Origin of the sequence: Photobacterium sp. DA100, assembly GCF_029223585.1 — a bacterium.
GTDB lineage: Bacteria > Pseudomonadota > Gammaproteobacteria > Enterobacterales > Vibrionaceae > Photobacterium.
Genome location: NZ_CP119423.1, coordinates 1,613,681 through 1,627,083 on the forward strand (window position 1 = coordinate 1,613,681; position 13,403 = coordinate 1,627,083).

Sequence of the window (13,403 nt, forward strand, 5' to 3'; positions counted from 1 at the left end):
CGCCATTTATCGGAATCGGCGTAAACGGACTATTCATTTCCAAATCAGAAAAGAGAAGGTTATGAAAGTAAGACACTCTACCTTGGCCCTGGCTATTGCCACCTTGCTGGCAGGCTGTGGAGCTGAAGATAACAAGGATATCTCAGGTAAGCAGGACAATGTGTACCCGCCGACGGTAAGGGGCGAAGTAACCATACCGGCGTTGCATGTCGGAGCTGGTGTAAAAGGTATTTACCAGTATTTCGATCCCAATCCGGCTGCCCGTCCGGAAGGTGCCAGTCAATACCGCTGGTTGTTGGCCGATGATACTGAAATTGGCATCGCCCAGGAGCTGTATTTGGTTGAACAGCATTTGGGCGAGCAAGTCCGCTTTTGTGTGACACCGGTCGCCGAAGGGACGGCCAATACTATCGGTGCTCAGTCTTGCAGTGAGCCGAAGCAAGTACAGCCGCCGTTGGGCACCCCGCCGCAGGCCAATGACGTGACCATTGGCGATATGGCCCCTATGGTGGGTGATGTCATTGAAGGGGAGTATCAGTACTATCATCCCGAGGGGGTTGCCGAAGGTGATTCTGTCTTGTCATGGCTGGCTGACGGCGAAGCAATAGACGGCGCTGATGATAGTCGCCTAACCTTGCTGGCGCATCAAACCGAGGGCAAACAGTTGGCATTTTGTGTCGAGCCTAAAACGCAGCAGGATTTTCCGGTCGTGGGTGAGATTGTCTGCTCTGAGTTGACTGCGCCGGTGGCGGTCAAGCCTGGCTCGGCACCGGAAGTGGAAGCAGGCAGCGTCGCGGTTGACGGACAGCCCTTTGTCGGGGCGAGTTTGACTGGGAAATACACCTATTTTGATGCAGATGGTGACCTTGAGGGTACCAGTCAGTATCGCTGGCTACGTGATAACAATGCGATTGAAGGTGCGACGGAAACGGCTTATTCGGTCGCCAATGCTGATGACGGTTATTATCTATCTTTTTGCGTTACCCCAGTTTCTGAAACAGGATCACCGACGGTAGGGGAGGAAGTTTGCCAGCAAATGGATGAAGCCATTTCTGTCAAGGTAGAAACCCCGCCGCAGGCAAGCAGTGTCGAGGCGGTGGTGCTGTCAGGTGGTTTACCCGAGGTCGGCGAAACGCTGGTGGGGCAATACCAGTACGAGCAAGCTGAAGGCGCAGAAGAAGGTCAATCGACCGCCCAGTGGAAAGTCGATGGTGTAGTTTCCGAGGTGAGCTGTGATGTCGCACAAAGCTGCCAGTATACTTTGTCGGGTGATGATCTCGGAAAAACGATTGAATACTGTGTAACACCGGTAACTTACCTTGGTACCCCTGCCGATCAGGCCTATTGTTCCCCGGCCGTTGAGCCAATGGGGATCACATTGACCGGTGCCCTCGAGTACGACCAAAAGCTGACGGCGGTGGTGTACGGTTACGATGGCAATGCCAATACTGATGGTCGCTGGCTGGTAGACACCAGTAATCAAAATGGCCCGGCGGGCGATAGCAACCCGACCGAACAAGCAACGGGCAATGAATACATTATCGGTGTGCGGGCACAAGGCAATGACAGCAACGGCAACGGTGTTGTTGATGACTACGACTGGGCGGCACAGGGCCATACCGTGGATGCCCGAAACTTTATCGGCAAAGGGGTGCAATATTGTTTGAATACCCAGTCCTATGGCACTAAATGTGTGTCAGCGGCAGATTTTGACAGTGTTTCCGGCGGTTTGCTGACCGATGCCAGCAATGCAGCGCTGCGCGTCATTGAGCCAATCAGAATTGTTGACTTCAACGGTTACAAATACCATCGTCCATTGACCCAGGCAGAAACTGTTCACAAAGGTGAGCTAGGAGCCGGATTGCCGCAGGCGAGCGAGATTTTGGCTGCCAATGGTATTGACTGGGCGTTGTTTGCTCAGATCACCAATGGCCAAACACCAGCATTAAACTCGTGCCGAAACCTTTACCAGGACGGTGGCGACTGGCACTTGCCGATCAGCCAGTTCACGGCGGGCAAGTATGTCCCCAACTATTACGAAGCCAATGGCAACCAACCGCCGACAAGCAGCGCTAACTCGATGATCAAGCTGACCAAAGAGTTGATTTCCAATGTTGATCTGGAGGTTGAGCTATCACCGGTATACGGCTGGCCGCTGGGGACGGCGTTAAAACTGCCTTATGGTAGCGCCAGTCGCTTGGCGGCTGATCAGGCAACACAGAACTACAACGTGGTGCGTTTTTACCAGGATGGCGGTACGGCTAATAACTATACCGAGGAGCAAGCACCGTTGATCACTTGCGTATCGTTAACGGCTAACTAAGCCCCATATTCTTACATACTGCAACCTGCCCTTGATATTGCGGCCGGAAAGTTACCTTGAGAGTTCAAGTGAGTATCCGGGCGAAATATCGAGGGCTTTTCTGTAATTGCAGTAATTATCACAATATTGAATTAAATGCCAAACGAGAGACTGTAATATTTTCGTATGACCATCCCAAAAAACATTTGCCAAAATTGAATATCTCTTATTCATAGTCGACTGGAAATGAGAATGATAATATCAGAGAATTAATAATTATTATGCTCTAGAATGAAGTATGTGATTTTAGACTAAATAAACTCTGCTATAATTTTAAGCTAATTGGTGCTGGTTTTATTGGAATAGATATGAATAAAGAGATTATTGCTTTTCTTTTATCCGCTTTTTTAATCGGTTGTACTAGTGATTTACAACGAAACCCAGCGCCTGCTCACTTAAATATGGATTATGGTTTATTTAACTCCAAAACGCTTAGACATTGGGGTGATACACCGTTCTCAATTGAGCAATATGTATTTGATGAGAAACTGCGAAGCAATACATTTGATAAAAATATCATTGTTGATGAGGCCGGTAACTTTAGGGCTCAACACTATTTGACTATATCTGGTGGAGGAGCAAATGGTGCATATGGCGCAGGAATTCTCAATGGCTTGTCAGCTAGTGGAAAACGACCTGAATACCGGATGGTTACAGGCATTAGTACTGGAGCAATTATCGGGTTATACGCGTTTTTAGGTGAAGAGTATGATCACAAGCTACGAGATTTCTACACACAATTATCAGATCAAGATCTCTATCAGACACGATATGTGTGGGAAATATTTTCTAGCTCTTCACTTTTGAATACTGCCAGGTTTGAGACGCTGGTAAGAGAGGAAATTGATCGCGATCTGTTGGATAAAGTCAAAGAAGAGTACTTGCGAGGTAGAACTTTTCTAGTCAAAACGACAAACCTTGATGCACAGCGCCCAGTCATATGGAATATGGGGGAGATAGCCATGCATGACACAAAGGAGGCAGAGCGCCTCTTTCAAAGTGTGATCATAGCTTCAGCTTCCATTCCTGGTATTTTTGAACCGGTTCTTATACCGATGCATATCAATGGTGTTCAATATGATGAGTTACATGTTGATGGTGGTGTCATAGCTCAAGCCTTTTTTATCCCAGAAAATATGGATGTTGAGGAATTTGCTAGTATTGAAGATAGATATTTTACCAAGCTAGGTATAGAGCTGCCAGAGGAGCGAGAAAGCCACATATGGATGATTAATAACTCGCGTATTGGTGCAATTTGGGAACCAACACAGCCATCATTAACTAATATTACAGGCCGTTCGATATCTACGATGATAAAGTACCAAGGACGGAGTGATCTAACGAATATTTATCAGCAAAGTCAATTGATTGGTGCATCGTTCAATTTTTCATATATTGACCATAGAATTCCAGATGCACCGTCGGAAGCACCATTTAGCAAGCAATATATGCAGTATATGTATTGTTATGGATATGCACAGGGTCTTAGCGATAATCACTGGAAGAGCGATTTGCCTAATTACTCCCAATTTCAGAGTATTGAGTCATGGAATAACTCTTTTTCTGATATAGACTACTTTAATTGGGAGAGAATCGAACCGGGATTGACTGGAAAGATTAACGAATGTCTATTGAGGCTAAATGAAATTTAACTTTTTAGCTAGTTATAGAATAACAAATTGTAATAAAAAATAATATTTTCTAATACCTACATCATTAACGAATAACTGTTATTCATTCTCATCTTATAGAGGTTTGATAATATTAACTGGAATGGTGTCAATGAGAAAGCTTTTCATTTCTTAAACACGGAATGTTAATGTTGGATACTAAAATTTATACCAAATTTATCTAAAAATTAGAATGCTAATCCTATGGTTAATAAAATTAAACTATCTCTAATGTGCTCAATAATGCTTACTGGATGTATACAGCTCGATCCCTATCAAAAGTATCATACAGCTTTAAATTCTGACCAGTGTGTGCCTGACATTAATACGACATATACTGAAACTGTATATGAGCCAGCATTGAGTGAAAATACGGCTGAATACACAATCAGTGAGTCAGGGTTTGACTCGGGGTTTGGAACAGATAATGATGATACTGCCAGCAGACCCACTGTTGAGGTTACAGCGATTAATGCCATACCTGAAATGACATCTGAAGATATTCTACCAATCTCAGTGGAGTTTGAAGAGCAGCAATTTTATGCTATAGAAACGACCTCATCAAATTATTCTGATGGACAATTTTCGACAGAAAAAATCTCTAGTACCTTAGGTAGAGAAGAGGCGCTTTATGTTCAGGTTTTTGCAACGTTGGATGAGGATAACGCTAAAAATGTACTGAGGGATGTGAGGTTATTTTTCCCCGAGCAAACATCTGTTATTCGCTCTGCTGGGATATACCGTATTCTTATTGGTCCTCTGGAGAAAGACGAAACTACATTTGTTGTGAATGAAATAAATAAACAAAGTGATTACAGCACAGCATTTGTGCTGTCTCATTTTAGTGATATCAGTGATGATGAAATTTAGTCGATACCTCAATATTACGTACTGAGTCAAATAATTATATTAAATCCCAGGTTGTGTTGTTGCCTATATGTATTGGGCTCGATTGACGAGCCCATTTTTGTTGTGCGCCGAGCATGGCGTTGTTCTAGGAGGTGAAAGTCCTCTACGGGCTCAGTCGAGCGAGAACCGTTAGCCTATGCAAGGGTGCCCACCGTGAGGCGGGATCTGAAGGAAGCAAATGGCAAAACTTGGCCGTGACGAACAGAAATCTGATAGTAGGCCAGTACAACTTGGGTAACCTAGCAACATATAGAATAGCCCAATGCCTCGACGGGAAGTGTGTACGGGTAAATCAGGCACAGCCAAGGGAAAGAACAACGTCTTACCTCGGGAGATCTTATTACCTGTCTCGGGCGAGACTAATGCAGCAGTGATGCTGTGTGATGGGAAATAAGAAGTCAGCAGAAGGCATAGTACCTTGGGGAAGTACAACCCAAGGGAAGGCCGGAACTGAATATATCAAGAAGCAGTCACTAGACACTCAATCATGTGGAGTCATAGCAAGATGATCAAAATCTCTACGTACCAATGGGCAACACCGCAAGTGACGCTCATGGCCACGAAGAATGACAAGCATGATCGGCGTAGACAGGAGGACGAGTCTTGGTGACCTCAACTCAGTTGATGGAGCAGATCTGTTCATCAACGAATCTGAACCAAGCCCTGAGAAGAGTGAAGAAGAACAAAGGGTGTGCTGGTGTCGATAAACTCGATATAACAGCGACTATCTCGATGCTTCGGCAGTCTTCAAATGGGCAAGCGCTCCGCCAGAGCCTTCTGGATGGGAGCTATCAACCCCAACCTGTTCTGGGTGTAGAAATCCCTAAACCTAGCGGGGGAGTTAGGCAACTAGGTATCCCAACAGTACTTGATAGGATAGTCCAACAGGCTATCACCTCAGTACTGACAGATATCTATGAACCGAAGTTCTCCCACAGTAGTTACGGGTTCAGGCCCAACCGTAGTGCCCACCATGCATTGGCGGCAGCAAGCCACTACATCAGGGAGGGGCGGGGTTATGTAGTCGACATTGACCTAGCGAAATACTTCGATACCGTGAACCACGATAGACTGATGCACAGGCTATCGGAGGATATCACGGACAAACGGGTACTGAAGCTGGTCAGGTCATACCTACAGGCAGGCATAATGCGAAACGGGTTAGCCGAGCAGAGGCAACGAGGGACACCACAGGGTGGACCATTATCTCCGCTGCTATCAAATATCGTATTAGATGAGTTGGATAAAGAGCTTGAGCGAAGAGGGCATAAGTTCTGCCGATATGCAGATGACTGCCAAATCTACGTGGGCAGTGAGGAAGCCGCGAACCGAGTAAAAGCCTCAATAACGGAGTTCTTGGAGCAGAAACTGAAACTCACGGTCAACCGTGAGAAAAGTGCGGCAACAAGAGTGACAGAGCGGACTTACCTAGGCCATCGCTTCCAACGAGGTGGAATTATCCATATCTCGAAGAGAGCACAAACTCATATGAAGAAGCGAGTGCGTCAAATAACGAAGCGGAATCGAGGGCGAGAGTTGAAGACAGTAATAGTCGAACTCACTCAATACCTAAGAGGATGGCAACACTACTTCAAGCTTGCCATACGGAAAAGCGCGATGCAGCGCTTAGATGAATGGATAAGGCGGCGCCTACGGTGCTATCGACTCAAGCAGCGCAAACGCAGACACAGTATAGCGTCATGGTTACGCCAAGAGGGCGTAAGCGAACGCAATGCGTGGAAGCTAGCGATGTCAGAGAAAGGATGGTGGCACTTGGCTTTATCGCCACAGCTCAATCAGGCCATGCCAACGAAACGGTTCAAGGAGATGGGCATGTACTCATTGCGAGATGGGTACGAGTCACTGAAAATATATTCGGAACCGCCGTATGCGACCCACGCTTGTACGGTGGTGTGAGAGGACGGAGGCCGCGAGGCCTCCTCCTACTCGATTTTTGCGATTACCTAGCCAATCTGCGGCGCCGTTTAAGTCACGGTTTCAGCCTCTTTGGCTTTGAGGTAGGCGTCTAGGGCACAGTCGCCGTGATGATGCTGGTAGCCCGGCGTGTGGTGGCGCCAGGCTGGATCGATACTGGTTGCTTGGGTCTTGAACGGATCGATTTGCTCGTGGGTGTAATGAGTAAAACGCTCCCTGTATTTATCAAGCAAGTCCCGGAAAGCCGGATCGTTGGCCAGGTTCTGGCGTTCGCCTGGGTCACGAACCAGATCGAAAAGCTCTTCGCCTCCTTCCTGGTAGACGGTGTATTTATGGGTTTTAGTACGGTACATCCGAGCGGGTTCGATGGTAGTTTCGCGGCTGGTGTACCACTGGCTGACGACGGCATCTCGCCAGTCCCGAGGCGCATTTCCGTCCAGCAGCGGTAGTACACTTCGACCATAGAGTTGCTCGGGAATACGCAAGCCGGCATAGTCGCACAAGGTAGGGACTAAATCACAGAGTGAAACCAGTTCGTCACTGTGTTGGTTTTGCGGTATACCGGGACCCATCATCACAAATGGTACGTTGGTTGCCTCTTCATAGAAAAAATTCATTTTGGTGACTTGACGGTGGCTACCCATGGCATCGCCGTGATCACTGAAGAAGACAATCAGCGTATTGTCTGCAGCATCTGATTGTGCGAGGGCATCCAGTACCTTCTTGATACTGTTGTCGCCCATACGGGTGTAATGGTAGTAGGCTGCCAGATACTGCTGGTAATTGAGCGGATCCCAATGGGCGGCTTCGTGCATGCGGTGATGTCCGCAGCAAAGGTACTGGATGGCTTTCGGCCGGTTGGTGATAGGATCGAGGTTTTCAAAGTTATCACGCAATGGCGGTAGCGGCCCGATGCCCGGGATATCGCCATGAGGCCCGGCAAACGCACCCACCCAGCCGCAAATATTGTGCGGGTTGTTGAAATCGACGGCCATGATAAAAGGCTTGTCGTGTTTTTTGCGCAAGAACGCCACACTTTCCTGCTCGGCATAGAGATCTTCCCGCGAGTCATAGTTCACCGGAAAGGCCTCGGGGGCATCCATGTCCATTTCTATTTGTTCCGCACAGTCGAAACCGCGCAGGGAGCCGAAGTCATGGCGCTTGCCGAAATGGACCGCATCATAGCCCGCTTCTCGGAACAGTTGGCCGAGGGTCGGCATTGACGAGGGGATATTGGGGCTGTTGTTACCGTGCACGCCGTTCTGGTGCGGTAGCCGCCCGGTCCAGAACGAAGCACGGGAAGGGCCGCATAATGGATAGGCGGTATAAGCGGCGTTGAAACGGGTGCCTTGCGCAATGAGCTGGTCGATAGCCGGGGTCGACACATCACGGTTGCCATAGCCGCCTATTGCATGGCGGGAAAGCTGGTCAGCTGTAATGATAAGGATATTCTTTGGCTTGCTCGCGCGGTCGGACGCAGGCGCGGCAGCAGCAGGGGACGGCTTGAGCATAACAGCCGACGTGCTGCTGGCTGCTGCGGCCCCGGCAACACCCTTAATAAAGTTGCGGCGAGATAATGACATTGTTTACTTCCTTTAAACTAGCCTTCATGTTCCATATTCAGTGAATACACTTTGAAGTTGTCGATTTTCAGATGACTTTTCCAGGTCCGAAAGCCGAACTTGCCTGATTTAAACTGCTCTTCATCATTGATTTCGTATAGCTTTTGGTTGTTGCTAAAGACCAGGATCTGGTCATCAAGGCTGACGATTTTAATATTGGTCGGTTGATTAGGGATATTCATGAACTGCTTGTCGGTGACATCGAACTCAGGCAGTAGCGGGCGGGTGCCATCGCCAGGGTAACGACGAAAACGTGTCGTGCTATTGTCATTGGCACCGTAGCCGATGTAATAGAGTTGCATCGGATCGTATTTTCGCATGTCACCGGCGCGCCAGTCGGATTTGGCAAAAAAGTCCTGGCTGCCTGGCTCTTGGGCCATCCAAAAGAAATTAAGATCGGTACCTCGGTCATTGGGGCCACCAGCGACAACCACCGTGCCATCGAACTCGATCACTGACGGCGTGCTTATGCTGTGCCTGAACCACACGGTAGTGCCGGCAGCGTCATCAATATCTAGCGCTGCTTGCTTGATGCTAACCTCTGATACGGCCGATTTCTCTACGACCCATTGGGATAGGTTTTGGTTGAAAGTGTCACTATAGATCAAAGTGCCTTTTTGTTGGATAAGTGCCTCTGGGTTGTCTATTGCGTATGTCGGTAGGCTGCATCCCATCGTGATGGCCAGTAGAGCGACTTTAAATTTTTGCATGGGTTTCTCTTCTCATGTTGGTGATCGGTAACTCCCGGCGCATGGCCGGGAGTGGTCTGTTAGGTAAAAGCTTTGAGTACGCTGGCTGGGACTTCGGCCGGGCGCCACGGGTCACCGGTATGCTCAAGCCACGGCAGCAGCTCTTCTTCGAGCAGTTGGTTGATCAAGGCATCGTTGCCCTCGGCAATATTGGCCATCTGGTAAGGGTCGTTGACGTTATCGTGTAAGACGTATGTCAGAGGTTTGCCTATTTTGCGATCGACCATCAGGGTGTAGCGGTCGGTACGGATCCCGCGGCGTCCGTAGGACTGGGCGCCGTAGGGTACGAAAGTGTAGAGTTGCGATGTCGGACGGGTATCGCCATTTTCACCGCGTACGGTTTTGGCAAAGTTTGTGCCTTCAACACTGTCTGGAATTTGCTGATCCATACCCATCAGGCCAAACATCGTCGGGAAGATGTCCGGTGCCGAAAATAGCAGGTTGTCCTGGCGCGGGGACAATTTGCCCGGCCAGCGGAACATCATCGGGATCCGCATTGATTCTTCGTAGTGGACATTCTTGGTCGGGTTGCCATTGGCACCCAGGCAGCAGCCATGGTCAGAGAAGAAGATCACCAAGGTATCTTCGGCTAGGTTGAGGCGGTCAAGTTCATTAATAATGCGGCCAAATTGTTCATCCACACCATTGATCATAGCCATGTACTCTTTGAAGTACTTCGGCCCGTAACCGTCTTGGTAGTCTTTATCCCATACCACATTCGGCCGGGTATTGAGTGATTCGGACGTTTCGCCGCTGAAGCGATCCAAGTATTTTTGAGGAACTTGATCATAAGGGGAGTGCGGCGGGTTCATGGAGACGACCAGAGTAAAGGGCTTGTCACTGTCGCGATACTTGCCGTTTTCGTTTCGAAGGTACTTTATGGCGATGTCAGCTTCATGCTCCGGACTCCACTGGTTGATTTGCAGCGGTTTGTCCCTCGGGGTGTCGTTGGTCCAGTAAATAGGATTCATGTGAAGATCGTAGGTACCGTATGAATACCAGAAATCGAAACCGTGGCGACGGTCAGGGGCCGTCCAGTCATTCCAGTAGCGGCCTTCCATCGGGTTGTTGTAGCTCGGCACAAACGGTGCTTCCGGTGCATCGAGATGCCACTTGCCGATATAGCCCATGCTATAGCCTTGCTTTTTCATGATGTCTGACCAGGTCAGGGTATTTTTCTTCAACTCAATACCGAAGTCTTTGCCGCCGAAGTTTCCAGGCATGGCGGTATGGCTGTTGCCTTGGATTCCGTTGCGGTAAGGATACTGACCTGTCATCAACATGCCACGGAACGGAGTACAAAGCGGGAAGTTGGATACGGCCTGATCCAGTACCACACTTTGCTTAGCAAATTTGTCTAGATATGGAGTTAATGAGCGGTCCTGATTCATAAAGCCAAGCGACTGGGTACGAAACTCATCAGGGAAGATGATCAACAGGTTTGGCTTTTTACTTTCGTTTTTGGCGGTAACCACCGGTTGATTGCCCGTAAGTGAACTGCAAGCTGGCGTTGCAGCCACAGCCCCTGTGACAGCAATGCCTTTTAAAAGGTCACGGCGTGATATCGACATCATTAGTCTCCTTTAATTTAAGATACCATTTGCATATAAAGTGTGATGAAGACGGAAAAAGAAAGTAATTTAATTTCCTTTTCTTACGTTTTGGTGTTTTTATAGCGCTATCGTAAACTAACGAAAGCGTATTGACGTGGTTGCTGATCACAAAAGAAGACATTGACTTGTCAAATGCTTTCAAAGTGAAACGCCTTATGTTTTGCTTTGCGAGTTGATTTACGATAAATTTACTTTTACTGGCAGTTATTTATGCAAATCTAGTGATAGTCAGCTTTCGTAGTGCTGCTTTTTCTTTTACTCGAAAGTTTGCGTAAATAAATAGGTAAGTTAACGAAAGTATGTGAAAGAGATCGCAAGTTTGTATTCTTCCCATTGTGCCTTTTGTTTTTGATTGTAAGCTTATATCGAAACCAAACGAAAGCTTGGTTTCAACAGGAGACTAAATAATGAAAAGTGCTGTCGAAAGGCGAATGGAAATCGTCAACGTGGTAAACCAAGAAGGTAAAGCCCGTGTCGAGGACCTAGCTTCTAGATTTAGTGTCTCCAGTGTCACTATCCGCAGTGATCTGAGTTTTTTGGAAAAGAATGGTTATGTTGTGCGTTCGCACGGTGCCGCAATTCCGAATACCGGTGTCATTGCTGAGCTGACCGTACATGAAAAGCGTCGTCAAAATGCCGGATTGAAAGCGGTATTGGGACAAGCAGCGGCCGAGCTGATCGAAGATGGTGACACAGTCATTCTGGATTCGGGTACTACTACACGCGAAATTGCCTCAAGCCTGAGCAATGTCGAGGATGTAGTGGTAATGACCAATGGTCTGGATGTGGCTATGGAGTTGTCGTCAAAACCGGGTATTGAGGTATTGATGACCGGTGGTGTGCTTCGTAAGAAGGCATTGTCTTTTTCGGGTTCACAGGCTGAGAACGGGTTGAAAAACTACCGCTTTGATAAAGTGTTCTTGGGTGTGGATGGCTTTGATCTAAGATCGGGGATTACAACTCACAACGAGCAGGAAGCAAGTCTGAACCGCTTGATGTGTGAAATTTCCGAACATGTTATTGCTATTGCGGATTCCAGCAAGTTTGGTAAACGCAGCTGTCATATGATCCGAGAGTTCGGTCAGATTGACACCCTGGTAACAGATTCCGGTATTCCGGAAGAGTACCTCCAGGGTTTGCGAGACATGAAAGTGAATGTGATCATTGTTGAAAAGACAGATTAAATCCTTTCTATAAGCGATGTGCTAACTCCATAGCAGCAGACCAGATGCTGATTGTGGAGTTAGTACATGAACACCCTTCTTGATATCGTAAAACGTCACAAGGCTGGCGGCAGAAACGGGATATATTCTGTTTGTTCGGCGCATCCATTTGTGATTGAAGCTGCGATACGTCAAGCCAAGCAAGACAATTCGCCGTTGCTGATTGAAGCAACGTCAAACCAGGTGGATCAATTCGGTGGCTATACCGGTATGACACCGGTTGATTTTCGAAACTTTGTCCTTGATCTTGCCGAACAACTGGCCTTTCCTTCAGAGCGCTTGATACTGGGTGGTGACCATCTTGGTCCAAATCGCTGGCAGGATTTGCCTGCTGATCAGGCAATGGATAATGCCGATGCACTGATTGCGGCCTATGTGGCTGCCGGTTTTAAGAAAATACACCTTGATTGCAGCATGTCCTGTACTGGCGATCCCGTGCCACTGGCCGATGAAGTAGTGGCCGAGCGGGCTGCCCGTCTTGCTAACGTGGCTGAAGAGACCGCGATAAACAGCTTCGGCTCCAGTGATGTTGTTTATGTTATCGGCACCGAAGTACCGGTACCGGGCGGGGCCGCGGAGTTACTCGAAGGGGTCGAGGTGACTCACCCGGAGGCGGCACAGAAAACCATCCAATGCCACCTGACGGCTTTTGAGCAAGCTGGTGTTGCCGATTGCTGGCAGCGCGTGATTGGCTTGGTCGTCCAACCGGGGGTTGAGTTTGATCATACCGGCGTTATTGATTATTGCCCGGAGAAAGCACAGGCGCTCAGCCGGGTGATTGATGAATACCAGCACATGGTGTTCGAGGCGCACTCGACAGATTATCAGCCTGCGCAGGCTTACCAAGATTTGGTTCGGGATCATTTTTCAATTCTGAAAGTAGGCCCAGCGCTGACTTTTGCCATGCGTGAAGCGCTATTTAACCTATGCGCAATCGAAGAAGAGATGGTTCCGAAGGCCCATTGCTCGAATTTAAAAGAACATATCGAACAAACCATGTGTATCGAGCCCGGGTTCTGGCAGAAATATTATCATGGCGATGCCAATCAACAACGCTTTGCTCGTTGCTACAGCTTTAGTGACCGTATTCGTTACTACTGGCCCGATGAAAAAATTCAACAGGCTCAAGCAAAACTATTTAGCAATCTGTCACAGCAACCAATGCCATTGCCGCTAATTAGCCAATATTTACCTGAGCAGTTCCATGCTTTGAGAAATGGTGAAATAGAAAATACACCTAAAGATTTCGTAATTAACAAAGTACAGCAAGTACTTCGTATTTATTCTGCAGCTTGTGAGTTTTAATATAATAGGGCATAC

Annotated in this window: 9 protein-coding genes; 6 read left to right on the forward strand and 3 right to left on the reverse strand. The window is 47.9% G+C overall.

The features are described 5' to 3' along the window. The first annotated feature begins 61 nt into the window (after positions 1-61). The 4 genes from PTW35_RS07695 to ltrA all read left to right on the forward strand — a co-directional run bounded on the left by PTW35_RS07695 (position 62) and on the right by ltrA (position 6,858). A complete protein-coding gene (locus PTW35_RS07695; RefSeq protein ID WP_281027186.1) occupies positions 62-2,323 on the forward strand; it encodes a hypothetical protein in 2,262 nt (753 codons plus the stop codon). A gap of 347 nt (positions 2,324-2,670) precedes the next feature. Then, on the forward strand, positions 2,671-4,014 hold the full coding sequence (locus PTW35_RS07700; RefSeq protein WP_281027187.1) for a patatin-like phospholipase family protein: 1,344 nt from the start codon (positions 2,671-2,673) through the stop codon (positions 4,012-4,014). Between the two features lie 222 nt (positions 4,015-4,236). After that, a complete protein-coding gene (locus PTW35_RS07705) occupies positions 4,237-4,902 on the forward strand; it encodes a hypothetical protein (protein ID WP_281027188.1) in 666 nt (221 codons plus the stop codon). A gap of 663 nt (positions 4,903-5,565) precedes the next feature. Further along, complete coding sequence (gene ltrA / locus PTW35_RS07710; protein ID WP_348637736.1) at positions 5,566-6,858, forward strand: group II intron reverse transcriptase/maturase; 1,293 nt, start codon at positions 5,566-5,568, stop codon at positions 6,856-6,858. Positions 6,859-6,926: 68 nt separating this feature from the next. Here the strand turns inward: ltrA and PTW35_RS07715 are convergent, their stop codons facing one another. The 3 genes from PTW35_RS07715 to PTW35_RS07725 are packed head-to-tail and all read right to left on the reverse strand — an operon-like array spanning position 6,927 to position 10,821. Continuing rightward, on the reverse strand, positions 6,927-8,459 hold the full coding sequence (locus PTW35_RS07715; RefSeq protein WP_281027189.1) for a sulfatase-like hydrolase/transferase: 1,533 nt from the start codon (positions 8,457-8,459) through the stop codon (positions 6,927-6,929). A 17-nt stretch (positions 8,460-8,476) separates the two neighbouring features. Then, positions 8,477-9,208: a DUF6250 domain-containing protein gene (locus PTW35_RS07720; RefSeq protein WP_052829751.1), complete on the reverse strand. Its 732-nt coding sequence runs from the start codon at positions 9,206-9,208 to the stop codon at positions 8,477-8,479. 59 nt (positions 9,209-9,267) lie between these two features. Beyond that, positions 9,268-10,821: a sulfatase-like hydrolase/transferase gene (locus PTW35_RS07725; RefSeq protein WP_281027190.1), complete on the reverse strand. Its 1,554-nt coding sequence runs from the start codon at positions 10,819-10,821 to the stop codon at positions 9,268-9,270. A 446-nt stretch (positions 10,822-11,267) separates the two neighbouring features. Between PTW35_RS07725 and agaR the strand changes: the two genes are divergently transcribed. Then, positions 11,268-12,044, forward strand: a complete 777-nt coding sequence (agaR, locus tag PTW35_RS07730; protein ID WP_039462246.1) for a transcriptional repressor AgaR — start codon at positions 11,268-11,270, stop codon at positions 12,042-12,044. Positions 12,045-12,110: 66 nt separating this feature from the next. Beyond that, positions 12,111-13,388: a tagatose-bisphosphate aldolase subunit KbaZ gene (gene kbaZ, locus PTW35_RS07735; RefSeq protein WP_281027191.1), complete on the forward strand. Its 1,278-nt coding sequence runs from the start codon at positions 12,111-12,113 to the stop codon at positions 13,386-13,388. Positions 13,389-13,403: the final 15 nt, after the last annotated feature.

Coding starts and splice junctions, on each gene's coding strand:
- PTW35_RS07695 (WP_281027186.1), top strand. CDS start 62: ATGAAAGTAAGACACTCTACCTTGGCCCTGGCTATTGCCACCTTGCTG.
- PTW35_RS07700 (WP_281027187.1), top strand. CDS start 2,671: ATGAATAAAGAGATTATTGCTTTTCTTTTATCCGCTTTTTTAATCGGT.
- PTW35_RS07705 (WP_281027188.1), top strand. CDS start 4,237: ATGGTTAATAAAATTAAACTATCTCTAATGTGCTCAATAATGCTTACT.
- ltrA (WP_348637736.1), top strand. CDS start 5,566: ATGGAGCAGATCTGTTCATCAACGAATCTGAACCAAGCCCTGAGAAGA.
- PTW35_RS07715 (WP_281027189.1), bottom strand. CDS start 8,459: ATGTCATTATCTCGCCGCAACTTTATTAAGGGTGTTGCCGGGGCCGCA.
- PTW35_RS07720 (WP_052829751.1), bottom strand. CDS start 9,208: ATGCAAAAATTTAAAGTCGCTCTACTGGCCATCACGATGGGATGCAGC.
- PTW35_RS07725 (WP_281027190.1), bottom strand. CDS start 10,821: ATGATGTCGATATCACGCCGTGACCTTTTAAAAGGCATTGCTGTCACA.
- agaR (WP_039462246.1), top strand. CDS start 11,268: ATGAAAAGTGCTGTCGAAAGGCGAATGGAAATCGTCAACGTGGTAAAC.
- kbaZ (WP_281027191.1), top strand. CDS start 12,111: ATGAACACCCTTCTTGATATCGTAAAACGTCACAAGGCTGGCGGCAGA.